The organism is Vibrio sp. KMM 9700 (assembly GCF_058545285.1).
Genome location: NZ_CM178589.1, coordinates 800,929 through 824,763, shown reverse-complemented (window position 1 = coordinate 824,763; position 23,835 = coordinate 800,929). Strand labels below are relative to the sequence as shown.

Here is a 23,835-nt window from a genome sequence, read left to right as displayed (position 1 = left end):
AAGTTTTGCTAGGCTAAGGTTGATGAGTACTCACTTGCTTTACAGGTTTATATCATGGCGAAAGTTTCTCGCAAATCCCAAACTGCAAAAAAATCGACAACAGCTAAAAAATCACAGTTTTCAAATAATTCTAGCTTTTATCAGGCGAAAACTAGCCCTAAATTGAGCCAAAAACATCAAGTAATGAAAATCGAGGCGCTCGATGATCGCGGCGCAGGAATCGCCTATATCAAGCAAGGCAGTAAAAACTTAGCTGTGTTTATTGAGGGCGCTTTAGTCGGTGAAACGGTTCGCGTGCAACTGATTGAGCAAAAAGCTAAATATGCACGCGCCAAATTGATTGCAGTTGAAAAAACAAGTGAGCTTGATCAAGCGACGGCAAAGAGAATTGATGCGACTTGCCCGCATTACCAAGAGTGTGGCGGTTGCCAGTTGCAGCATATGTCGCATCAAGCGCAAGTTGAGTACAAATCAGAGACGCTAAAAAGCCTGTTCCAAAAAATGGCCGGGCACGCCAAGCAATCCTTAAGCTCTGTGATTGAATCACAAAGTTTTGGTTATCGTCGCCGCGTGCGCATCAGTTTGCTGTGGGATGCTAAATCCCAGTCCCTTGAGTTTGGCTTTCGTAAGGCAAATACCAATCAAATTAGCATGATAGAAACTTGCCCTGTGCTAGTGCCAGAGCTTGAAGCTTTAATCTTACCTTTTAAACAGCTACTTAGCAGCTTTGAAAGCCCGCAATCACTTGGCCATTTAGAGCTTGTGTTTGATGGCGCTAAGGTCACGGCTTTACTTCGCCATGTGCGTAAATTAGCGCCTCAAGATCATGATGTTTTGCTCGAGTTTGCGAAAAATCAATCAATAAATTTATACTTGCAAGCTGATAAAGATAAGCTTGAGCAAGTTTATGGCGAGCCTTCTATCTATCAAGAAGCTGGGGTTGAGATTGCCTTCTTACCGACCGACTTTATTCAAGTCAACCAAGACATTAACCAAAAGATGATTAATCAAGCGATTGAGTACTTAGATCTTAATCCAAGCGATCGCGTACTCGATCTTTTCTGCGGCTTAGGGAATTTCAGTTTGCCGATTGCAAAACAAGTCGCGCATGTCGTCGGGGTGGAAGGCGTTGATGCTATGGTGGCGCGCGCAAAGCAAAATGCAGAGCGAAATGGCATTGCAAATATTGATTTTTATCAAGCAAACTTAGAACTAAGTCAAAAAGATACTCAATGGGCGATGCAAAAGTTTGATAAAATCATTCTCGATCCTGCGCGCGCAGGGGCAAGTGGTGCGCTTGAGTTTATCGCGCAGATGGCGCCTGAAAGAATTGTTTATATTTCATGCAATCCAGCAACGCTTGCGCGTGATAGTCAAGAATTGTCACAATTTGGTTATCAAGTTGAGAAACTTTCAATGCTCGATATGTTCCCACAAACGAAGCATTTAGAATCTATGGCATTATTTGTAAAAACAAACAAGCCACGTAAACCCGTTTCACGTAAAGCACCGCCGAAAAAGCTGGTGATTTAATTCCCTAAAGTCGGTGATTTTAGGTATATCAAAGTTTAAAAATTTAGGAAGAATTCATGGTCGCAGTTCGCAGCGCACATTTAAACGAGAACACAGAGTTTGAACTTAATCAATGGATCACGAGTTTAAAGCAAAGCCAAAAAATAGCGGATGCCTTGACTAAGGTATATCAAGAGTGCGAAGCCCGTCTAGAACATCACGGCGACAAAACGATCTTGTTGTGGCGTGGACGTGAGATGATTGAAATCTTGATTACCTTGTCGATGGATAAGGCGACTTTAGTTGCTGCATTATTATTCCCACTTGTTTCAAGCAAGGTCATTGATCGCGACGAGTTAACCGAAGAGTACGGTAAAGAAATCCTCAAACTGATTGATGGCGTTGAAGAAATGGCGGCAATTGGTCAGTTAAATATCAGCATGGATGGCAGTGAAGCGTCCGAGCAAGTGGATAATGTACGCCGCATGCTGCTTGCGATGGTGGATGATTTTCGCTGCGTGGTGATTAAACTTGCCGAGCGTATTTGTAATTTACGTGAAGTTAAAAAAGAACCTGATGAAGTGCGTTTGGCTGCTGCGAAAGAATGTGCCAACATCTATGCACCTCTTGCCAACCGTTTAGGCATTGGTCAGCTTAAATGGGAAATCGAAGACTACGCATTTCGCTACCAACATTCAGAAACCTACAAAAAGATAGCCAAGCAACTTGCCGAAAGACGTATTGTACGCGAGCAATATATCCATGATTTTGTCAGTGATTTAGCCAAAGACATGAAGCAAGCGAATATCAATGCAGAAGTCAGCGGGCGTCCAAAGCATATCTATAGTATCTGGCGCAAGATGCAAAAGAAAAATCTCGCCTTTGATGAGCTATTTGATGTGCGTGCGGTGCGAATTATCGCGGATAAACTGCAAGACTGTTACGCCGCTTTAGGTATGGTGCATACCAAATACAAACACTTACCAAGTGAGTTTGATGATTATGTTGCCAACCCTAAGCCAAATGGTTATCAATCTATTCACACTGTTGTGCTTGGCCCAGAAGGCAAAACCATCGAAATCCAGATCCGTACCAAGCAAATGCACGAAGAGTCTGAGCTTGGAGTTGCAGCGCACTGGAAATATAAAGAAGGTGGCACGGGGACGCGCAATGGCTATGATGAGAAAATTACATGGCTGCGTAAACTTATTGATTGGCAAGAAGAAATGTCAGATTCTGGCGAAATGCTGGATGAGCTTCGTAGCCAAGTCTTCGATGATCGCGTGTATGCCTTTACCCCGCGCGGGGATGTAGTCGACTTACCTATGGGCGCAACACCGCTGGATTTTGCTTATCATATCCATTCAGAAGTTGGTCATCGCTGCATTGGTGCCAAAGTTGGCGGCCGAATCGTGCCTTTTACCCATCAACTCTCTATGGGCGATCAAGTTGAAATCATTACCCAAAAAGAGCCCAACCCATCACGTGATTGGTTAAATCCAAGTCTAGGCTTTGTGACCTCAAGCCGCGCGCGCGCAAAAATAAATGCTTGGTTTAGAAAGCAAAGTCGTGAGAAGAACGTTGAAGCAGGACGTGAGATTTTAGAAACTGAGCTAGGCAAAATTGGCGCTAGTCTAAAAGATGCGCAAGCTTATGCATTAAAACGCTTTAATGTGAATTCGGCAGATGAGCTTTATGCTGGGGTAGGCAGTGGCGATCTCAAAATTAACCAAGTTGTGAATCATATCAATGCCTTGGTAAATAAACCTTCGATGGAAGAAGAAGATCGCCAAGCATTTGAGAAATTCAATGAAGCTGCTGTCGATAGCGCGACGCAAAAACCGCGTAAAGATGCGGTTGTGGTGGAAGGGGTGGATAACCTGATGACCCATCTAGCGCGTTGCTGCCAACCGATTCCAGGCGATGAGATTCGCGGTTATATCACCCAAGGACGAGGCATTTCTGTGCACCGCGCCGATTGTGAGCAACTTGCCGAGCTTGAGCACCATGTGCCAGAGCGTGTGATTGAAACGGTTTGGGGCGCAGGTTTTGTTGGCAGTTATACGATTCGACTACGTGTTGAGGCGATGGAGCGTGCAGGGTTACTTAAAGATATTTCAGCGCTATGTGCGAATGAAAAATTTAAAGTCAGCAGCATGAACAGCCGCTCTGACTATAAGCGTCAAATGATAGTCATGGATTTTCATTTGCAAGTGACGGATGTGGAAGCCCTTGGCCGCTTAGTTAAGCGAATTGAGCAAATCAAAGATGTGATGTCTGTGAAACGAATGCACTAACTATTCTCGCTGTATTTGGTCGTGTTGCTTGGCTTCATCATCAAATAGTGAGGGATAGAAATAGGAATAAAATGAAAAGTATTTTAGATGAGGTGTCACAGCAGGCACCTGCGCTGGAAGTTGCCACTAAATTGCAACAAAGCTGTGCTAAATATGGTTTTGATTGGGATGAAATGACGCCTGTTATCGGTAAAGTGCGCGAAGAGATCACCGAAGTGGAAGAAGAAATTTTTGCCCCGCAGCAAGACAAAGCAAAAATTTTTGAAGAGTTTGGCGATTTACTCTTTGCGATTGTGAATCTGGCGCGTCATCTCGATATCAACCCAGAAGAAGCACTGCGCTACGCCAATGCTAAATTTACACGTCGTTTTCAAGGGGTAGAGCAACTCGCCAGTGCAACAAGTGTGGGCGCTAAACTGACAGATTACTCTCTTGAAGAACTTGATCGCTTTTGGGAACAAGTCAAAGCGATAGAAAAGAAACAGTCTATTTAGAACAAATGGTTAAGTGATACTTTTAGAAAGACAGGCAAAACATAAAGCAAGATTGTTTTACTTAACAGTTAGATTCAGATTGTCGAGGGCAATGGATTCTGGTATATTCGCTTCCCGTCCAGATGTAATCCATTTCCCTCATATAAACCAATTTCAGGCTAAGCATGACAACAAACTATATTTTTGTGACTGGCGGGGTAGTTTCCTCACTAGGTAAAGGTATTGCAGCAGCATCACTTGCAGCGATTCTTGAAGCTCGCGGTCTTAAAGTGACCATGATGAAACTTGATCCATACATTAACGTGGATCCAGGCACAATGAGCCCAATTCAACACGGTGAAGTTTTCGTTACTGAAGATGGCGCAGAAACCGATCTTGACTTAGGTCACTATGAGCGTTTCATTCGCACCAAAATGAGTAAGCGTAACAACTTTACAGCGGGTCGTGTTTACGCAGACGTTTTACGTAAAGAACGTCGTGGCGACTACTTAGGCGCAACTATTCAGGTTATTCCTCATATCACCAACGAAATCAAAGATCGTGTGATTGCAGGCGCGCAAGGCCATGACATCGCTATCGTCGAAGTGGGCGGTACGGTTGGTGATATCGAATCTTTACCATTTATGGAAGCGATTCGCCAACTTGCAGTTGATGTTGGTCGTCAAAATGCACTTTTCATGCACCTAACTCTAGTTCCTTATCTTGCAGCTGCTGGTGAAGTGAAAACTAAACCAACACAGCACTCAGTGAAAGAGCTTCTTTCTATTGGTATTCAGCCAGATATCCTTGTTTGCCGTAGCGATCGCACGATTCCTGCAAACGAGCGTAAGAAAATTGCACTTTTCTGTAACGTTGCAGAAAAAGCAGTTATCTCGATGAAAGATGTTGATTCTATCTACAAGATCCCACAACTTATCAAGTCACAAGGCTTAGATGATTTAGTTTGTGAGCGCTTTAATATTTCTGCAAAAGATGCAGACTTATCTGAGTGGGAACAAGTAATTTATGAAGAAGCAAATCCAACGGGTGAAGTAACTATCGGTATGGTCGGTAAATATATCGAACTGCCAGATGCGTATAAATCTGTGAACGAAGCGCTAAAACATGCGGGTCTTAAAAACCGTCTAAGCGTGAATATCCGTTATGTTGATTCGCAAGATCTTGAGTCAAAAGGCACAGATATTCTTGAAGGCCTTGACGCTATTCTTGTTCCTGGTGGTTTTGGTGATCGCGGCGTTGAAGGTAAGATTTTAGCTGCGCAATATGCACGTGAAAACAAAGTCCCATATCTTGGTATCTGTTTAGGGATGCAAGTGGCACTAATTGAATATGCACGTAATGTTGCAGGCATGCCAGGCGCACACTCTTCTGAGTTCTCAAAAGAGACCAAATACCCAGTTGTTGGCCTTATCACTGAATGGGTTGATGAAGAAGGTAACGTTGAAGAGCGTGATGAGAAGTCAGATCTTGGCGGCACAATGCGCCTAGGTTCACAGCTTTGCCACCTTGAAAAGGGCACGAAAGCTCATACACTTTACGGCAGCGATACAATTTATGAGCGTCACCGTCACCGTTATGAGGTGAACAACAACTTGCGCCCGCAAATTGAAAAAGCTGGCCTTAAGGTTTCAGGTTTATCAGCAGATAAGAAACTAGTTGAAGTGATTGAGAACCCTAACCATCCTTGGTTTGTGGCTGCTCAATTCCACCCAGAATTCACCTCTACGCCACGTGATGGCCACCCACTATTCAGTGGTTTTGTGAAAGCTGCGGGTCAGTTTCAACGCGATGAGCTTGAAGGCTAATTAATTATGAATGCAGTCTTATGTATGGTTAAGTTTCATGCATAAGGCTCGCGTATCGTATTAAAGTTAGACGCTGAAAAGTAAAATTGCAGATATTTTTCATTATTTGATTGATATTTGCTGCATTTTTAGCGTTAATAGCTAGATATTTTGCAAGTCTTGCATAATTTTCGTTTAAGTTTGACCTAAAGCAAAGTTTGATTATTATTGAAAGGTTAAGTTAGATATAATTTAAAGCTTAAAATAAATCGAACACAGGCGAGTGTGAGACTTAAGTAAAAAATTCCGTTTAGCTAAAATCTCGTCACAAGACGTTTTTGGCTGGACATATAAATTGACATTTATACAACGAGAGGAAACATTAATGTCTAAGATCGTTAAAGTTCTAGGTCGCGAAATCATCGACTCACGCGGTAACCCAACTGTAGAAGCAGAAGTTCACCTAGAAGGTGGTTTTGTAGGTATGGCTGCTGCGCCATCTGGTGCATCAACTGGTTCTCGTGAAGCACTTGAATTACGTGACGGCGACAAATCACGTTTCCTAGGTAAAGGTGTTCTTAAAGCTGTTGAAGCTGTAAACGGCGAAATCGCAACTGCACTAGTTGGTAAAGATGCGAAAGACCAAGCTGCAATCGACCAAATCATGATCGATTTAGACGGCACTGAAAACAAAAACAAATTTGGTGCGAACGCAATCCTTGCTGTTTCTCTAGCAAACGCAAAAGCTGCAGCTGCATCAAAAGGCATGCCTTTGTTCGAGCACATCGCTGAACTAAACGGCACTCCAGGTGTATTCTCTATGCCTCTACCTATGATGAACATCATCAACGGTGGTGAGCACGCTGATAACAACGTTGATATCCAAGAATTCATGATTCAACCAGTTGGCGCGAAAACTATCAAAGAAGCACTACGTATCGGTGCTGAAGTATTCCACAACCTAGCTAAAGTTCTTAAAGCTAAAGGCCTAAGCACTGCAGTTGGTGATGAAGGTGGTTTCGCTCCTAACCTAGAATCAAACGCTGCTGCACTAGCAGCAATCAAAGAAGCTGTTGAGCTTGCAGGTTACGAGCTAGGTAAAGACGTTACACTAGCTATGGACTGTGCTGCATCTGAGTTCTATGACAAAGAAGCTGGTAACTACAACATGAAAGGTGAAGGCAAAATCTTCACTTCTGAAGAGTTCAACTTCTACCTACAAGACCTTGCTAACCAATACCCAATCGTTTCGATTGAAGATGGTCTAGACGAGTCTGATTGGGATGGTTTCAAACACCAAACAGAACTTCTTGGCGACAAGCTTCAACTTGTAGGTGATGACCTATTCGTAACAAACACTAAGATCCTTAAAGAAGGTATCGAGAAAGGTGTTGCGAACTCTATCCTTATCAAGTTCAACCAAATCGGTTCTCTAACTGAAACTCTAAACGCTATCAAAATGGCGAAAGATGCTGGCTACACAGCTGTTATCTCACACCGCTCTGGCGAAACTGAAGATGCAACAATTGCTGATCTAGCAGTTGGTACAGCTGCAGGTCAAATCAAAACTGGTTCTATGAGCCGCTCTGACCGTGTTGCTAAGTACAACCAACTTATCCGCATCGAAGAAGCTCTAGGCGCGAAAGCACCTTTCAACGGCCTTAAAGAAGTTAAAGGTCAAGCTTAATTCTTTATTGAATTAACTGCTTCATAATATAATTTATCCCTGCAAGCCTAGGTTTGTGGGGATTTTTTTTACTTCAAAAGATAAGCCTTTTAATTCCCATTCATGTATCATAGCAAAGACATTTTTGAGGTAGATAAGTATGCGACTTTTTGGATTCGGGTTAATCTTATTATTAGCACTGTTAGTGTACGATTTTTATTATGGCAAAAACGGTTATTTAGACTATCAAACCGTGACTGCTGATATTGATATTCAAACCCAAGTAAACAGCAGTTTGAAAAAACGTAATGATCAAATGCAAGCTGAGATAGATGATCTTAAGCAAGGCTTAGATGCGATTGAAGAAAGAGCGCGTCATGAATTAGGTTTAGTTAAAGAAGGGGAGACCTTCTATCGTCTGATCGAAGATAAAAACGAAGCCAAGCCGCTAGATGGCCAGTAATTTCTTCTGATAAATTTTAAGCATATGAATAATTCAAATAAAACTTCAGAGTCTATTTCGCACTTAATTAATGTAATTGTGCCTGCGGCAGGTGTTGGTGCCCGTATGCAAGCGAATTGCCCTAAGCAATACTTAAAAATTGGCCCTAAAACCATTTTAGAACATACGCTAGATAAGCTGTTAGCCCATCCTCGGGTTGGTAAGATTATTCTCGCTTTAAGTGAAGATGATGGCTATTTTGATGCCTTAGCGATCGCAAATGATCCACGGGTGATTCGCGTTAAAGGTGGTAAAGAACGCGCTGATTCCGTACTTGCTGGCCTACATTACTTAGCTCAAGAGCAAGCTATGAACCAATGCAATTTAAACCCTTGGGTTCTCGTGCATGATGCGGCAAGACCTTGCGTCAAACTGCAAGATATTAACTGTTTAATTGAGCATTGTGAGCAGCAACAAGTTGGCGGCATTTTAGCGATACGAGTCAAGGATACGATGAAGCGTAGCAATGATAAAAATCAAGTGCTCAAAACGGTTCCAAGAGACGATCTTTGGCATGCGTTGACGCCACAAATGTTTCCAGTCCAGACATTAATCCAAGCTATTGAATCTGGAATGAATCAGTATAAAACGATTACAGATGAAGCTTCTGCGATGGAAATGTCAGGTTTTAAGGTGGCGCTTATCGCTGGAAATGCGAGTAATATTAAAATTACCCATCCAGAAGATCTCGCGTTAGCCGAGTTTTACCTACAATGTGAATCGTGAATAGTAGGTAAGTTTTGAACTAAGGGGCTGTTTATCGCGCACTGCCAGATTAAAACACCCGTCACTTTATTTAAAATTCAAGAATATAAAATAGGATATTATTATGCGAATTGGACATGGCTTTGATGTACATAAATTTGGTGGTGAAGGCCCTGTGATGATTTGTGGTGTTCCGGTTCCTTATGAACAAGGTTTGATTGCCCACTCTGATGGGGATGTTGCGCTGCATGCACTGTGTGACGCACTTTTAGGCGCGATTGCCAGTGGTGATATTGGCACCCATTTCCCAGATACAGATGATAAATGGAAAGGCGCAGATAGCCGTGAATTGTTAAAAGCCGTTTATCAAGATGTTCAAGCCCAAGGTTTTACACTTGGCAACGCAGATGTGACCATCATAGCGCAAGCACCTAAGATGCTGCCTTTTATTACTAAGATGCGTCAAACTATCGCCCAAGATTTGGCGATTGAACTTAACCAAATTAATGTGAAAGCAACGACGACTGAAAAGCTAGGCTTTACCGGGCGTAAAGAAGGGATTGCTTGCGAAGCTGTGGTTCTATTGCTAGCAAAAGACATTAAGTAATTTTGAGTATAAAAATGACCGATATATTAGCGCCCTTTGCTTATCTTCATGAAGCACCAAAAGCAAAGGCAACTTTAAAACAAGACCCGAAAGACTTTTGTGTCGTCGAAGATCTTGGCTTTGAGTTTTCTGGTGCAGGCGAGCATTTAATGCTGCAAATCGAGAAAACAGGCGAAAACACCAGTTTTATAGCCAATGAATTGGCAAAAGTATGCGGTGTACCATCCAAGGCAATTGGATGGGCGGGATTAAAAGATCGCCATGCAGTCACAACCCAATGGTTTAGCGTACAGCTGCCAAGTACGCAAGCACCTGATTTATCAAAGCTAGAAGCGCAATATAAAGTTAGAGTACTAAAGGCTGCGCGTCATCATCAGAAATTACGCCCAGGCATGCTTGTTGGTAATGGTTTTGAAATCACGCTAAGAGATATCACTGATATGAGTGATTTGTTAGCACGTCTTGAGAAACTCGAGCAAGCCGGGATCCCAAACTATTTTGGTGAACAACGTTTTGGCAATGAAGGCAATAACCTCAATGAAGCCAGACGTTGGGGACGAGATAATGTGCGCACCCGTAACCAAAATAAACGTAGCTTATATTTATCGACCGCTCGTTCATGGATCTTCAACCATATCCTATCCAAGCGTATTCAAGCAGGGGTTTTTAACACCTTGATTGAAGGGGATATCGTACTTGATGAAACATCGACTCAAATTCTTGTTGATGCCAGCAATATCCAAGACTTGCAGCAAAAATTAGACGATAAAGAAATCAAACTCACTGCAGCGCTAGCTGGTGACAATGCCTTGCCAACCAAAGATAAAGCGCTAGAGTTAGAGCAGCCTTGCCTTGATGCTGAAGAAGATCTCATGAAGCTGATTCGTGGCAATCGCATGGCGCACGATCGTCGCCCAGTGTCCCTTGAGGTCTCTGAGCTGACTTGGGAGCAACTTGATGAATCTTCGGTTTGCATGCGTTTTTCTCTACCTGCGGGTAGTTTTGCAACTATGTTGTTACGTGAAATTGCAGTGTGCACTGAGCCTGAACGCATCTACCCACAAAAGCCGGAATATAAATTAGACACTTGGTTAAAGCAGCATAAAACTAAACTGAGCAAGGATAGAAATGAAGATTCTAATTAGTAATGATGACGGGGTAAATGCAAAAGGAATTACTACCTTAGCTAAAGCTTTAGCTGACATCGCAGAGGTTGTAATTGTTGCCCCAGATCGCAACCGCTCAGGCGCATCAAACTCTTTAACCTTAGAAATGCCTTTAATTGTCAATGAATTGCGCCCAAACGTTTATTCAGTACAAGGCACACCAACAGATTGCGTTCACTTTGCATTAAACGAGTTGATGAAAGATGATTTGCCTGATTTAGTGGTTTCAGGCATGAACCATGGCGCAAACTTAGGTGATGATGTTTTATATTCAGGCACAGTTGCGGCTGCGATGGAAGGGCACTTTCTTGGGGTTCAAGCTTTTGCCTTTTCATTAGTTGGCAAACAAAACTTTGATGCTGCAGCGCAAGTCGCGCTAAAGATTATTAAGCAGCATATGGCTTCGCCATTACCTGTTAAGCGTCTGATTAATGTGAATATTCCTGATCTTCCAGTTGAAGCGATTAAAGATTATAAAATCACTCGTCTTGGCGCGCGCCACCATGCTGAGGATATGATCAAGCAACTTGATCCTCGTGGTCAGCAAATATACTGGCTCGGGCCTCCTGGTAAAGAGCAAGACGCAGGCGCAGGGACAGACTTTTATGCCATTGAGCATAAGCAAGTATCAATCACACCACTGTTAGTGGATTTAACTGCGCATGAAGCGATGCCAGTACTTGATCAATGGCTGCAACAGTCATAGCTTGGCTATCAAAGGTAGAATAAGGTTTATTTCGTTTTATGGCTTATTTAAAATCACATCAACTTGTTGCATATTTAACCACGCAAGGCATAGACGATAGACAACTATTGGATGTGATAGCAAAAGTGCCAAGAGAGCTGTTCATTCCTGAAGTGATGCGTCATCAGGCGTATGATAATCATGCTTTGCCGATAGGTAATGGGCAGACGATCTCTAAACCTTATACGGTTGCAAAAATGACCCAGCTTCTTGATTTAAAGCCACAAGATCGTGTGCTTGAAATTGGTACAGGATCTGGCTATCAAACGGCTATTTTAGCGCATTTGGTCAATGATATTTACTCAGTTGAACGTATTCGATCGCTGCAAGATGATGCTAAATTAAATCTTGCTAAACTGGGGATCCATCATGTCAATATGCGCCATGCAGATGGTTGGCAAGGTTGGCAAGAAGCCGCGCCATTTGATGCGATTATCGTCACGGCTGCAGCACATGAAGTCCCACAAGCACTCCTTGCTCAACTTGCACAGGGCGGCCGCTTAGTCCTACCTGTTGGTAAATCAGAGCAACATTTATATAAAATCGTCAAACAACAAGGTCAATACCATTCGCACATTATTGAAACGGTACGTTTTGTACCGCTTGTTGCGGGTGAGTTAGATAGTTAATTTAAGGTTTCCCAGTGCAGCAGTATTTAAAGCTTCTTCGTTATTCCATTATTTCCTTATTTATCCTCAGTATGACAGCTTGTGTTTATGAACCAAGTTTTAAGCGCGATCAACGTGGTAGCTATCGTGGTAGTTTTTATCAAGTAAATAAGGGAGATACCTTATACTTTGTGTCATATATTACGGATCGAGATGTAAATGAAATAATTGCTTACAATCGTTTAGCTCCGCCATATACCATTCATCCGGGTCAAAAACTAAAACTTTGGAATACCGCCTATAGCGCGCCTGCGTATGGTAAAGCTACTGCATCTTCTTCAAATAATTCGGCAACTTATCAATCTTCTTCTACAAATAGCACACAAAATGTGCAAAATAATTCACCGGCTTCAGAGCAAGTTGTAGCTAGCTCAAATCCTAATGATAAGACTAAAGTCTATGATCAATCTGTGAATTCAAGTATTGATCAAAGTCAATCCTCAGAGTATGTTAGCCAAACAAGTAAACAAAATGTTAACGAAGTAGCGGCGACATCATCTTCACCAACACCTGTCCCTGCGCAACCAGTCAGCAAGGCAAGTTATGATCAAAAGATCGACAAATGGGTGTGGCCAACCAAAGGTTCGGTGGTGAGAAACTTCTCTTTATCTGAGCAAGGAAATAAAGGCATAGATATTGTGGGAAGTTCTGGGCAAGATGTCGTGTCTACTGCTAATGGAACGGTTGTTTACGCGGGAAATGCGTTAGCTGGATATGGCAACTTAGTCATTATTAAGCATAACGAAGAATATTTAAGCGCGTATGCTCACAACCAAAAGTTGTATGTGAAAGAAGGTGAAGCAGTGACCGCTGGGCAAAAAGTCGCTGCAATGGGAAATACAGGTGCGGATCGTACAAAGCTTCACTTTGAGATCCGATATAAAGGTAAACCAGTCAATCCGACAAATTATTTACCTAAGACCTAAGCTAAAGACATATTAAGTAGTTATGTCTTGCTCGCATAAATGCCAAGGGGAGGCGCTTATGGCTACAAGCAATACAGTTACTAAAAATATGGATCTAGACAAGTCTACATTGGATGAAAGTCTATTAGATATTGAGTCAGATGCCGCGATTAACGCAGAACTCAAGGAAGATTTCGACGCATCCACAAAAAGTCTAGATGCCACGCAAATGTATCTGAGTGAGATTGGTTTTTCACCTTTATTAAGCGCAGAAGAAGAAGTTCTTTATGCAAGACGCGCATTAAAAGGTGATTTAGCCGCTCGCCAACGTATGATTGAAAGTAACTTACGTTTGGTGGTTAAAATCTCACGCCGCTATAATAGCCGTGGCCTTGCTTTACTTGATTTAATTGAGGAAGGCAACTTAGGTTTAATCCGCGCCGTTGAAAAGTTTGATCCAGAACGCGGCTTTCGCTTCTCTACTTATGCAACCTGGTGGATTCGTCAAACCATTGAGCGTGCCTTGATGAATCAAACTCGCACCATTCGTCTTCCGATTCATGTGGTGAAAGAGCTTAATATTTATTTGCGCACGGCGCGTGAACTGGCGCAAAAGCTTGATCATGAACCAACCGCTGAAGAGATCGCCCAAAAGCTTGATAAACCAGTGGAAGATGTCAATAAAATGCTTCGCTTAAATGAGCGCATTAGCTCTGTCGATACGCCAATTGGCGGTGGCGCTGACGGTGAAAAAGCTTTATTGGATATTATTCCAGATGCAAACCAAGGCGCAGATCCTGAAGTTTCCACCCAAAATGATGATATTAACTCTTCGCTTCTATTATGGCTGGATGAGTTAAATCCAAAACAAAAAGAAGTGCTAGCGCGTCGCTTTGGCCTTTTAGGTTATGAAGCCTCTACGTTAGAAGAAGTCGGGCGTGAAATTAACCTCACTCGTGAGCGTGTGCGTCAAATTCAAGTGGAAGGTTTGAAGCGTCTGCGTGATATTTTAATGAAGCAAGGTTTGACTATGGAGTCTTTGTTCTCTGTAGAAAATGACAGTTAAAGCTTGATATATAAGTTATTTTAAAAGGAAACTCAAAGTTTTGGGTTTCCTTTTTTTGTTATCACATCAGAGCCTTTAATCGATACAAGGCTTCTAAGGCTTGCCTTGGCGTCAGCTCATCAGGGTCTATCTGCGCCATCACTTCCTCAAGTTCACTCACCGCAGGCAAGAGACTTAATTGCTCCTCTTGATACAAAGCCTTATCTGAGGTTTGTTTTGACGCTTGTTTTGCCACGACTTGTGTTTCAGTTGATTGGGCTAATAACTCAGCTTTTCCTGATTCAAGCTCAGCCAATTTTGCCTTTGCTTGATTAATCACAGCTTTGGGCACACCAGCAAGTCCTGCCACAGCAAGCCCATAAGACTTATTGGCTGCGCCATCTTGCACCGCATGCATAAAGGCAATACTGTCACCATGTTCTACCGCATCCAAATGCACATTGGCAAGTTTTGGCAGTTGATTCGGTAGTTCGGTTAATTCAAAATAATGAGTCGCAAATAACGTCAGTGCACCGATTTTTTCAGCCAGCCATTTAGCACTTGCCCACGCCAGCGATAGACCATCATAAGTACTTGTGCCGCGACCAATTTCATCCATAAGCACTAGGCTATGCTTGGTCGCATTGTGCAAGATATTTGCTGTTTCTGTCATTTCCACCATAAAGGTTGAACGCCCTGATGCGAGATCATCTTGCGCGCCGATACGGGTAAAGATGCGATCTAGCATACCAATGCTTGCGTGCTGCGCAGGGACATAGCTACCAATATGCGCAAGCAGGGCAATCAAAGCGGTTTGACGCATATAAGTGGATTTACCACCCATGTTCGGCCCTGTGATGATCAGCATTTGACGATCTGGGTTTAATTGGGTTGGGTTGGCGATAAAGGGCGCATCCAAGACTTGTTCTACCACAGGGTGACGACCCGCTTGGATATTAATTTGTGCATCTTGGGTGAGCTCAGGGCGCGTATAGTTTAGCGTATCTGCGCGCTCAGCAAGGTTGTGCAGGACATCTAACTCAGACAGTGCACTAGCGAGATTTTGTAGATCTTCAAGATCAGGCAAGATCAAATCAAACAACTCTTCCCACAAGCGCTTTTCAAGCGCTAAGGCTGCGGATTTTGAGTTCAGCACCTTATCTTCATGGGCTTTAAGCTCAGGAATAATATAACGCTCAGCATTTTTTAAAGTTTGGCGACGAATATAATGCGGCGGCACAAGGTGACTTTGACCTTTGCTGACTTGAATATAAAAACCGTGCACATTGTTATAGCCAACTTTTAAGCTATCAATGCCGTGACGATCACGCTCATCGGCTTCCATCTTCTCAAGATAATCTGTTGCGCCATCGGCTAAGTCTCTGAGCTCATCCAGTTCGCTATGATAGCCTTTTGCCAACACGCCGCCGTCACGAATAATGACAGGCGGGTTCTCACAAATCGCGCGACTAAGCAATTCAAAGAGCTCAGGCATCGGCTGAGTTTGCTTGGCTAAATCTTGTAAAAGCTGAGCATTAAAATCTTCAGAAAGGTTTGCCAGTTCAGGCAGTTGCGCCAAAGCATGGCGCAAACGAGTTAAATCACGTGGTCGCGCTGTACGTAAGGCTACTCGCGCAATAATACGTTCAATATCGCCAATCTGCTTTAAAATTGGATTTAAATCAGCAAAGTAAGCATTATCTTTGAGCTCACCAATCGCATCTAATCTGGCTTGGCGCAAAGGCAAATCGCGCATCGGTTGATTCAGCCAACGTGAGAGCAAACGCCCGCCCATAGGGGTTGCGGTGCGATCAAGCACGCTTGCAAGGGTATTTTCCAAACCACCGGCAAGATTTTGGCTGATTTCTAAATTACGTCGCGTTGCTGCATCAAGTACAACAGAAGAATCTTGGCGATCATAGGTCAGTGAGCGAATATGGGGCAGCGCCATTTTTTGGGTATCTTTGACATATTGGATCAAACAGCCGGCAGCGCGCAAGCCGAGCTCTGCATTTTCAACGCCAAAACCTATCAGATCACGGGTGCCAAATTGCAGATTAAGCTGCTGCTTTGCTGTATCTAAATCAAATTCCCAAATTGGGCGACGACGCTGACCTTTATATGGCGTGAGTAGGGCTGTATCAGCAAAATCTTCAGGATAAAGCAGCTCTTTAGGCTTAGTGCGCTCAAGTTCAGCTTGCATCGCTTCGAGCGAGTTTGGCTCAGAGAGTAAAAAGCGCCCAGATGTCATATCAAGACTGGCATAGCCAAAACGTTCACCAGATTGAACAATTGCGCACACAAGGTTATCGACACGTTCAGTCAAAAGGGCTTCATCAGTGACAGTGCCTGGCGTCACAATACGCACGACTTTACGCGCAACTGGGCCTTTACTGGTCGCAGGATCGCCAACTTGCTCGCAAATTGCAACCGACTCGCCGAGTTGCACAAGTTTGGCTAAGTAGCCTTCCACCGCGTGATAGGGCACGCCAGCCATAGGAATAGGTTCGCCGGCAGAAGCGCCGCGTTTGGTGAGAGATATATCTAAGAGTTGTGACGCGCGTTTGGCATCATCATAGAAAAGCTCATAAAAATCCCCCATGCGATAAAACAAAAGAATATCTGGATTCTCTGCTTTGAGCTTTAGATATTGTTGCATCATTGGGGTATGGGGAGATTTCTTAGTCACTCAGGCACCACTAGTCGATAGAGAAGGAAAATTAGCGCCTATGATAGTTTATCGAGGCGCTAAAAATCAACATACTATGCCTGCTGAGCTCTCTAAATTTATAGAGACAAACGCAGTGCTAATGCTGAGAGGGTCAAGAACAGAATTGGCAGGGTTAAGACAATCCCAACTCTGAAGTAATAACCCCAAGTGATCTTAATATCTTTTTGCGCTAAAACGTGCAGCCATAGCAAGGTTGCAAGGCTACCGATTGGCGTAATTTTAGGACCAAGATCAGAGCCAATCACATTGGCATAAACCATAGCTTCGCGGATCACATCAGATGTAGTGCTCGCATCAATCGACAGTGCGCCAATTAATACGGTTGGCATGTTATTCATAATTGATGACAAAAATGCAATTAAGAAGCCAGTACCCAGAGTTGCAATGTATAGGCCTTGCTCTGCTAAGCTATTTAAAATCGATGCGATAAGATCAGTTAAGCCTGCGTTACGTAAGCCGTAAACTACTAAATACATACCTAAAGAGAAAATAACGATCTGCCAAGGGGCGCCGCGGATAACTTTTTTGGTATCAATGATTTTTTCATGACGCGCAACTAAAATTAAGATAAGCGCAGCAATACTTGCAATCAAACTAATCGGCACGCCCATAGGTTCAATCACAAAGAAGCCGATCAATAGGCCAACCAATACAGCCCAACCCGCTTTAAAGCTAGTCATATCTTTAATTGCAGTGCTTGGATCTTCAATTTTGTCTAGCGCATAAACATTTGGAATATCTTTCTTAAAGAAGAGGTACGTCATGCCAAGGGTTGCAAGCACAGCAACAATATCAACCGGCACCATGACAGCAGCGTAATCAATAAAGTTGATGTCAAAGAAGTCCGCTGAAACTATGTTTACAAGGTTTGAAACCACAAGCGGTAGGCTTGCAGTGTCGGCGATAAAGCCTGCTGCCATCACGAACGCAAGTGTGGTTGAGGCAGAAAAGCCTAGTGCGATAAGCATAGCGATAACGATAGGGGTTAAGATAAGCGCTGCGCCATCATTGGCAAACAAGGCTGATACTGCTGCGCCAAGTAAAATGATAAAGCTAAACAGGCGAGGACCACTGCCTTTACCCCAACGCGCCACATGCAGTGCAGCCCATTTGAAAAAGCCTGATTCATCAAGCAATAAACTAATAATAATGATAGCTACAAAGCTAATTGTCGCATTCCAGACGATATCCCAAACCACAGGGATATCGTGCCAGTGAATGACGCCAGTTGCTAACGCTAAGATTGCACCTGCGATGGCACTGTAACCAATGCCTAAACCTTTCGGCTGCCAGATCACAAAGACCAAGGTCAGTAGAAATATACTAATTGCCAATAACATAAGGACTCCAAAATAACATATATGATTTTTCGTATATATTAACCTTTTTGAGCAAAAATGAAATGACAATTTTGTATTTTGACTAAAAAATAGGCCTCAGATCCGAGTTTATGCCAGTTTTGTCCGCTTTGCTTGTTTTGCATTAAGAAGACAAAGCAGCGCAATAGCGCCTAAGCTGATAAAACGATAGCTATCGGTAAAGAATAAACAGCTTAGCGCAAGCAGCAAAAATAACGCTCGCATCCAAAGCGCAAGCTTGTCAAAGAGTAGCCCTTCAATCGCACCTGCAAAGGCAACAATTAAGCCTATGCAAGTAATAATCCCTATCGCAAAATGCATGCCTTCACCTTGAACCCAAATTAAGCCTGAAAATGCCATCATGGCAGGGATCAAGAAGAAGCCTTGCGCAAGCTTAAAGGCTTGAATTGCTGATTGCATTGGGGACGCATTGGCTATCCCTGCGCCAGCAAAGGCAGCTAAAGCAATTGGTGGGGTAACATTGGATGTTTGCGAGAGCCAAAAGACGATCATATGCGCAGCAAGTATGCTGATCCCAAGCTCATTTAATGCGGGTACCGCCATGATGGAAAGCACGATATAGGCTGCAGTGACAGGTAAGCCCATTCCCAAAATGACAGCAGCAATCGCAATAAGGCCAAGCGCAGACCATAAATGCCCGCCAGACAGGGTGATTAAAAACTGAGTAAACTGTAAACCAATCCCTGTTTGACCGACGACGCCGACGACTATCCCCGCGGTGGCGCAAGCAATGGAAATTGGCATCGCTAAGATTGCGCCTTGTTTCATCCCTTCCAATACATGCTCGAGACGAATACGGCTATGCTTGCGCAGCATGGCTGCAACTAATACTCCAGCGCAGCCTGCAATGCCGACTAAAACAGGCGAATAGCTCATCAAAAGTAAGGTGGTGATCAGGACTAAAGGCACTAAAAAATGCCAACCTTGTTTCATCACATAGCCAATTTTTTGAGTTTGACTCATGCCATCAAGTCCAAGTTTGACTGCCATTAAGTGCACATATAAAAGGGTACATGCAAAATATAAAATTGCTGGTGCGATGGAGACGAGTAAAATTTCGCTATACGCAATGCCAGTAAATTGCGCCATGACAAAAGCGCCAGCGCCCATAACTGGCGGCATAATTTGCCCACCGGTTGAGGCCGCGGCTTCAATGCCTGCTGCTTGCTCTGGCTTATAACCCAGTTTTTTCATCATAGGAATGGTTAATGAGCCTGTGGTGACCGTATTGGCAATGGCAGATCCAGATATGGAGCCAAGCGCCGCCGATGCGATGACGCTTGCTTTGGCAGGCCCACCACGATACTTTCCCGCTAGTGCAAACGAGGCATCAATGAAGAATTGACCAGCGCCTGTGACTTGTAAGAAAGCCCCAAAAAGCACAAACATAAATACCACACCAGCTGCAATCGCAAGTGCTGCACCATAAACGCCATTGGTTGAGTAAATATGAAAGCGGATGATTTCTTCGAGGCTAAAGCCTTTACTTGCAAAACCTGCTGGCAGGGCGTCACCGAATATTGCATAAGTTAAAAATAAAACGGCTATTCCAACCATCACCCAACCGACGGTACGACGCGTTGCTTCAAGTAGCGCAAGGATCATGATGATCCCCGCCCATAAATCCAATTGATTGAGGCCATCTAATAAAAAGCTAATATCGTCATAGTCAAAGTTAATCAATCGATAAGATGCAAAAACAACCCCAATAATAAAAGTCAGATCAATAAGCTTGCCGATCATCTGAAACTTGGTATTTTTACCTAAAGGGTGAATTAAAAAAGCTAAGCATAATATCCAACTTAGATGAATAGGACGAAATACTGGCGCGGCTAAACTTGGAGATAGGCCTTGCCAAATTTGAAAGATAGATAAGGTGATAGCCAGAGTGCTAATGATATAGAAAAAGAGGTTTTTCTTTTGCTGTGGGGCGAGATCCGACATGTTTGATACTCCTTATCAAGTCGTCCGTATTGCCAGTCCATTTAAAAATCTTGAAAGCGCAGCTCTTGGGTGATTGGCTGCACTTTCAAGAATAAGCTTATGTTTATGACAGGGTTATGTATCCAAGTTACTTGGTTTGCTCATCAAAATATTGTTGCGCACCTGGGTGTAGCGCAATCCCAGATAATTTATTCATATTTTCAACCGTGGTAAACTTAGTCACGCCGATGCTTTGACGGATTTTATCCATGTTTTCAAACGCAACTTTGGTCATTTGATAAGCCATGTCTTTGGATAGATTTTTATTTACGACTAACACATTCCATACCGCAGGAGCAGTGAAGGCAGGCACATTTTTATAGCTTTCAGCAGGTACATCAAGTGCTTGATAAGATGGGTTGGCTGCAATGATTTTAGCCATTTCGTCTTCAGTGAAAGAAAGGATACGGATATTGCGGGTTAATGCGAGCTCAGTAATTGCGCCAACACCTAAGCTGCCAACAATTGCGCCGGCATCAATTTGACCATTTGCCAAAGCATTCGTCGTCGCTGTATAGTTTAAAGATTGCGCTTTAATATCAGACTCAGAAATCCCTAAGGTGTTTAATATATTCACGCTACTGACGCGTGTGCCTGAGCCTGGCGCGCCAAGTGATACCTTTTTACCTTTTAATTGGCTAATGCTGGTGATATCTGAATCCGCAGGCACCATAAACTGGACTACATTTGGATAAAGGGCAAATAAAACAGAAATATCCATTTGTCTTGGGAAAGGTTTTTCACCATCTGCGGCTTGTAACACCACATTCCCCATGGCAATCCCTGCAAGTTGCTGCTCGCTGGAAACTTTAATCACATTTTCAACCGAGGCTGCGGTTACTTCAGCGCGCATATCAAAATTATCAATATTTTCGCTCCAAACCTTAGCCAAGATGCCGCCAAGAGGGTAATATGTTCCACTTTGGCTCCCTGTACCTATAGTGTAGTTTTGTGCTAAAACAGGAAGCGAAAAAGCACACAGAAATAAAGCTAATTTTTTCACGTATCGATTCATCAGAGATTTCCTTCTCATTAGGAGTTTCCGTTGTTGGTGTAGGGTTAAATCCTTATATAATTTTAATAAAAACAAAAACCTGTTTGAAATTGTATGAATGATTGTAAGTTTTAGCCAATTTTTCACGTAAAATTAGCATCGAGAACACAATTATTGACACAATTTGTAATGGGTGAAATAGGAGTTGTAATGGCTTTCACTTATGCAGAACTAAGAGTTTTAAGTAAACGTATTGGCTTGAAATTAAAGCAAGAAAACAAAAAAATAACTACTGCTGAATCTTGCACCGGTGGTGGTATTGCGACTGCGATCACAGATGTTGCGGGTAGCTCACAATGGTTTGAGCAAGGTTTTATAACTTATAGCAATCAAGCAAAAGTGGAAATGCTAGGCGTTTCACAAGACACATTAGATGCACATGGCGCCGTTAGCGAAGAGGTTGTCAGTCAAATGGCTACTGGGGCTCAAGATAAAGCAAAAGCTGATTATGCTATCGCAGTGAGCGGCATCGCAGGGCCAAGCGGTGGCACCGAAGAAAAACCGGTGGGGACGGTTTGTTTTGCTTGGGCGACGCCAAATGAAGTCATCACTGAAACCACACATTTTAGTGGTGATCGTGAAGAAGTACGCATCCAAGCTTGCTTTTATGCATTAACTAAACTTGAGAAGAAAATAGACTAATCAAGTGATTAACAAAAAATCAAAATAATCTTTGCACTGTTTAAAAATACAGTATACACTTTACTGTATAAACACACAGTGAAGAATTTTTAATAGCTATTTATTGGAGCATTAAATGGACGATAACAAACAAAAAGCACTCGCCGCAGCGCTCGGTCAAATCGAAAAGCAATTTGGTAAAGGCTCTATCATGCGCTTGGGTGATAACAGAACCATGGATGTTGAAACCATTTCAACAGGTTCGCTTGCGTTAGATATCGCTCTTGGTGCTGGCGGTTTACCTATGGGACGTATTGTTGAAGTTTACGGCCCTGAAAGCTCAGGTAAAACAACCCTAACGCTAGAGTTAATCGCAGCCGCGCAACGTGAAGGCAAAACGTGTGCCTTCGTTGATGCAGAGCATGCGCTTGATCCTATCTATGCTCAAAAGCTAGGTGTAAATATTGATGAGTTGCTTGTTTCTCAGCCGGATACAGGTGAGCAAGCGCTTGAAATCTGTGATGCGTTAGCACGCTCTGGTGCAATTGACGTATTGGTTGTCGACTCAGTCGCAGCGTTAACACCAAAAGCTGAAATTGAAGGCGAAATGGGTGATAGCCACATGGGTCTGCAAGCACGTATGCTTTCTCAAGCTATGCGTAAGCTAACAGGTAACCTGAAGCAATCAAACTGTATGTGTATCTTCATCAACCAAATCCGTATGAAGATAGGCGTAATGTTCGGCAATCCCGAGACGACAACAGGTGGTAACGCATTAAAATTCTATGCTTCAGTACGTTTAGATATCCGTCGTACTGGCGCTGTGAAAGATGGCGATGAGGTTGTAGGTAACGAAACCCGCATCAAGGTTGTCAAAAACAAAATTGCAGCGCCATTTAAGCAAGCTGAAACTCAAATTCTTTATGGCCAAGGCTTTAACCGTGAAGGTGAGCTAATTGATTTAGGCGTGAAGAACAAACTTGTTGAAAAAGCAGGTGCTTGGTATAGCTACAATGGCGAGAAGATTGGTCAAGGTAAAGCAAATGCATGTAAATATATGCGTGAGCACCCAGAAGCTGCAAAAGCGCTTGATACGAAATTACGTGAGCTTTTACTAACGCCTCAAGTGATTGAAGAATCAGCTGAAGAGCCGCTAGCAGACGATAAAGCAGCAGAAGAGTAATGCATTGTATTGGTTTAGCTTGTCTCTTAAGTTTTTAGCTAAACCTCTAAATAAGCAGTGAAGCTAAATGATTAGTTAGCCTAAATTAGCAATTAAGCCTTAGAAATAAACCAATATATTTGGATTATAAATTTCTAGGGCTTTTTTTATCCCAAATTAAACCCTTGCAAAGCATTAAAATAAAGGTGATACATGTTTAAGCCAACACCTAAAATTTCCGCTAAAGAAGCAGCCGTGAATATGCTTAGCCGTCGTGATCATGCCAAGTTTGAGCTTGCCCAAAAGCTACAAACAAAAGGTTATGAAGCAAATGAGATCACAGAAGCCTTATATGCTTGCCAAGAATATGGCTATCTTGATGATTTACGCTATGCAAAATCACAAGTCAGGCAGCATATATATAAAGGTCATGGACGTAATCGAATTGTTCAGGTGCTTAAACAAAATCAAGTCAAAGCACACTGGATTGAAGAAGCACTAGAGACAGAAGGCACAGATTGGTTTGAGCTTGCAAGACAAACTGCACGTAAAAAATTCAAACAAATATATCTTCCAACAGAGCCAAAACTATATGCCAAGCAAGTGCGCTTTTTGCAATATCGCGGCTTTGATTTTGAACAAATTCAATATGCCCTGCAAACCTTAGCAACGGAAGTAGCTTAACTTTTTGAAGCAAGTTAGTTAACTTTATCTGCTCAATTGCCTAAAATTACGTCATTTATCTCAAAGTATTTCGCCTTAGCCTAGCAAACATTAGTGACTTGGGTATACAATAGCGCAAAAATCCA

At 42.9% G+C, this 23,835-nt stretch carries 20 protein-coding genes; 16 read left to right on the top strand and 4 right to left on the bottom strand.

The features are described from left to right. Nucleotides 1–54 precede the first annotated feature (54 nt). The 13 genes from rlmD to rpoS all read left to right on the top strand — a co-directional run bounded on the left by rlmD (nt 55) and on the right by rpoS (nt 14,117). Nucleotides 55–1,533, top strand: a complete 1,479-nt coding sequence (gene rlmD, locus AC2VOY_RS03730) for a 23S rRNA (uracil(1939)-C(5))-methyltransferase RlmD (RefSeq protein ID WP_491832290.1) — start codon at nt 55–57, stop codon at nt 1,531–1,533. Nucleotides 1,534–1,589: 56 nt separating this feature from the next. Next, nucleotides 1,590–3,809 carry a GTP diphosphokinase gene (gene relA / locus AC2VOY_RS03725; protein ID WP_491832289.1) on the top strand — a complete coding sequence of 740 codons (2,220 nt, stop codon included), beginning with the start codon at nt 1,590–1,592 and terminating at the stop codon, nt 3,807–3,809. A 47-nt stretch (nt 3,810–3,856) separates the two neighbouring features. Then, a complete protein-coding gene (locus tag AC2VOY_RS03720) occupies nt 3,857–4,303 on the top strand; it encodes a MazG family protein (RefSeq protein WP_491832288.1) in 447 nt (148 codons plus the stop codon). Between the two features lie 164 nt (nt 4,304–4,467). Beyond that, nucleotides 4,468–6,108: a CTP synthase gene (gene pyrG, locus AC2VOY_RS03715; RefSeq protein ID WP_491832287.1), complete on the top strand. Its 1,641-nt coding sequence runs from the start codon at nt 4,468–4,470 to the stop codon at nt 6,106–6,108. 364 nt (nt 6,109–6,472) lie between these two features. Further along, nucleotides 6,473–7,774: a phosphopyruvate hydratase gene (eno, locus tag AC2VOY_RS03710; protein WP_491832286.1), complete on the top strand. Its 1,302-nt coding sequence runs from the start codon at nt 6,473–6,475 to the stop codon at nt 7,772–7,774. Nucleotides 7,775–7,913: 139 nt separating this feature from the next. Continuing rightward, a complete protein-coding gene (gene ftsB, locus AC2VOY_RS03705) occupies nt 7,914–8,216 on the top strand; it encodes a cell division protein FtsB (protein ID WP_491832285.1) in 303 nt (100 codons plus the stop codon). A 24-nt stretch (nt 8,217–8,240) separates the two neighbouring features. Continuing rightward, complete coding sequence (gene ispD / locus AC2VOY_RS03700) at nt 8,241–8,981, top strand: 2-C-methyl-D-erythritol 4-phosphate cytidylyltransferase (RefSeq protein WP_491832284.1); 741 nt, start codon at nt 8,241–8,243, stop codon at nt 8,979–8,981. A 100-nt stretch (nt 8,982–9,081) separates the two neighbouring features. Further along, complete coding sequence (ispF, locus tag AC2VOY_RS03695) at nt 9,082–9,567, top strand: 2-C-methyl-D-erythritol 2,4-cyclodiphosphate synthase (protein ID WP_491833005.1); 486 nt, start codon at nt 9,082–9,084, stop codon at nt 9,565–9,567. A gap of 14 nt (nt 9,568–9,581) precedes the next feature. Next, on the top strand, nt 9,582–10,712 hold the full coding sequence (truD, locus tag AC2VOY_RS03690; RefSeq protein WP_491832283.1) for a tRNA pseudouridine(13) synthase TruD: 1,131 nt from the start codon (nt 9,582–9,584) through the stop codon (nt 10,710–10,712). Next, entirely contained in the window at nt 10,696–11,439 is a 744-nt protein-coding gene (surE, locus tag AC2VOY_RS03685; protein WP_491832282.1) for a 5'/3'-nucleotidase SurE, read from the top strand. Before truD ends, surE begins: the two co-directional genes overlap by 17 nt. A gap of 38 nt (nt 11,440–11,477) precedes the next feature. Then, nucleotides 11,478–12,107 carry a protein-L-isoaspartate(D-aspartate) O-methyltransferase gene (locus AC2VOY_RS03680; RefSeq protein WP_491832281.1) on the top strand — a complete coding sequence of 210 codons (630 nt, stop codon included), beginning with the start codon at nt 11,478–11,480 and terminating at the stop codon, nt 12,105–12,107. Nucleotides 12,108–12,178: 71 nt separating this feature from the next. After that, nucleotides 12,179–13,072 (top strand): peptidoglycan DD-metalloendopeptidase family protein, encoded by an 894-nt coding sequence (locus tag AC2VOY_RS03675; RefSeq protein WP_491833003.1) that lies wholly within the window; start codon nt 12,179–12,181, stop codon nt 13,070–13,072. A gap of 58 nt (nt 13,073–13,130) precedes the next feature. Next, on the top strand, nt 13,131–14,117 hold the full coding sequence (gene rpoS / locus AC2VOY_RS03670) for an RNA polymerase sigma factor RpoS (RefSeq protein ID WP_491832280.1): 987 nt from the start codon (nt 13,131–13,133) through the stop codon (nt 14,115–14,117). Between the two features lie 61 nt (nt 14,118–14,178). On the opposite strand, the gene mutS is transcribed toward rpoS, so the two are convergent. From mutS to AC2VOY_RS03650, 4 genes are all read right to left on the bottom strand, one after another. Continuing rightward, a complete protein-coding gene (gene mutS / locus AC2VOY_RS03665) occupies nt 14,179–16,758 on the bottom strand; it encodes a DNA mismatch repair protein MutS (RefSeq protein WP_491833001.1) in 2,580 nt (859 codons plus the stop codon). A 125-nt stretch (nt 16,759–16,883) separates the two neighbouring features. After that, on the bottom strand, nt 16,884–18,167 hold the full coding sequence (locus AC2VOY_RS03660) for an arsenic transporter (protein ID WP_491832279.1): 1,284 nt from the start codon (nt 18,165–18,167) through the stop codon (nt 16,884–16,886). 108 nt (nt 18,168–18,275) lie between these two features. After that, on the bottom strand, nt 18,276–20,150 hold the full coding sequence (locus AC2VOY_RS03655; RefSeq protein WP_491832278.1) for a TRAP transporter permease: 1,875 nt from the start codon (nt 20,148–20,150) through the stop codon (nt 18,276–18,278). Nucleotides 20,151–20,277: 127 nt separating this feature from the next. Continuing rightward, nucleotides 20,278–21,204: a TAXI family TRAP transporter solute-binding subunit gene (locus tag AC2VOY_RS03650; protein ID WP_491832277.1), complete on the bottom strand. Its 927-nt coding sequence runs from the start codon at nt 21,202–21,204 to the stop codon at nt 20,278–20,280. Between the two features lie 189 nt (nt 21,205–21,393). Here AC2VOY_RS03650 and pncC point away from each other — a divergent pair, with 189 nt between their 5' ends. The 3 genes from pncC (at nt 21,394) to recX (ending at nt 23,710) form a co-directional block, all read left to right on the top strand. Further along, nucleotides 21,394–21,885 carry a nicotinamide-nucleotide amidase gene (pncC, locus tag AC2VOY_RS03645; RefSeq protein WP_491832276.1) on the top strand — a complete coding sequence of 164 codons (492 nt, stop codon included), beginning with the start codon at nt 21,394–21,396 and terminating at the stop codon, nt 21,883–21,885. 115 nt (nt 21,886–22,000) lie between these two features. Continuing rightward, the gene (gene recA, locus AC2VOY_RS03640; protein WP_491832275.1) at nt 22,001–23,047 is read left to right on the top strand and encodes a recombinase RecA; all 1,047 of its coding nucleotides are present in this window, start codon (nt 22,001–22,003) and stop codon (nt 23,045–23,047) included. Between the two features lie 192 nt (nt 23,048–23,239). Then, nucleotides 23,240–23,710 (top strand): recombination regulator RecX, encoded by a 471-nt coding sequence (gene recX, locus AC2VOY_RS03635; protein ID WP_491832274.1) that lies wholly within the window; start codon nt 23,240–23,242, stop codon nt 23,708–23,710. The last annotated feature ends 125 nt before the right edge of the window (nt 23,711–23,835 follow it).

Excerpts from the sequence above, each read along its gene's own strand:
- rlmD (WP_491832290.1), top strand. The coding sequence starts at position 55 with ATGGCGAAAGTTTCTCGCAAATCCCAAACTGCAAAAAAATCGACAACA.
- relA (WP_491832289.1), top strand. The coding sequence starts at position 1,590 with ATGGTCGCAGTTCGCAGCGCACATTTAAACGAGAACACAGAGTTTGAA.
- pyrG (WP_491832287.1), top strand. The coding sequence starts at position 4,468 with ATGACAACAAACTATATTTTTGTGACTGGCGGGGTAGTTTCCTCACTA.
- eno (WP_491832286.1), top strand. The coding sequence starts at position 6,473 with ATGTCTAAGATCGTTAAAGTTCTAGGTCGCGAAATCATCGACTCACGC.
- ftsB (WP_491832285.1), top strand. The coding sequence starts at position 7,914 with ATGCGACTTTTTGGATTCGGGTTAATCTTATTATTAGCACTGTTAGTG.
- ispD (WP_491832284.1), top strand. The coding sequence starts at position 8,241 with ATGAATAATTCAAATAAAACTTCAGAGTCTATTTCGCACTTAATTAAT.
- truD (WP_491832283.1), top strand. The coding sequence starts at position 9,582 with ATGACCGATATATTAGCGCCCTTTGCTTATCTTCATGAAGCACCAAAA.
- surE (WP_491832282.1), top strand. The coding sequence starts at position 10,696 with ATGAAGATTCTAATTAGTAATGATGACGGGGTAAATGCAAAAGGAATT.
- AC2VOY_RS03680 (WP_491832281.1), top strand. The coding sequence starts at position 11,478 with ATGGCTTATTTAAAATCACATCAACTTGTTGCATATTTAACCACGCAA.
- AC2VOY_RS03675 (WP_491833003.1), top strand. The coding sequence starts at position 12,179 with ATGACAGCTTGTGTTTATGAACCAAGTTTTAAGCGCGATCAACGTGGT.
- rpoS (WP_491832280.1), top strand. The coding sequence starts at position 13,131 with ATGGCTACAAGCAATACAGTTACTAAAAATATGGATCTAGACAAGTCT.
- mutS (WP_491833001.1), bottom strand. The coding sequence starts at position 16,758 with ATGATGCAACAATATCTAAAGCTCAAAGCAGAGAATCCAGATATTCTT.
- AC2VOY_RS03660 (WP_491832279.1), bottom strand. The coding sequence starts at position 18,167 with ATGTTATTGGCAATTAGTATATTTCTACTGACCTTGGTCTTTGTGATC.
- AC2VOY_RS03655 (WP_491832278.1), bottom strand. The coding sequence starts at position 20,150 with ATGTCGGATCTCGCCCCACAGCAAAAGAAAAACCTCTTTTTCTATATC.
- AC2VOY_RS03650 (WP_491832277.1), bottom strand. The coding sequence starts at position 21,204 with ATGAATCGATACGTGAAAAAATTAGCTTTATTTCTGTGTGCTTTTTCG.
- pncC (WP_491832276.1), top strand. The coding sequence starts at position 21,394 with ATGGCTTTCACTTATGCAGAACTAAGAGTTTTAAGTAAACGTATTGGC.
- recA (WP_491832275.1), top strand. The coding sequence starts at position 22,001 with ATGGACGATAACAAACAAAAAGCACTCGCCGCAGCGCTCGGTCAAATC.
- recX (WP_491832274.1), top strand. The coding sequence starts at position 23,240 with ATGTTTAAGCCAACACCTAAAATTTCCGCTAAAGAAGCAGCCGTGAAT.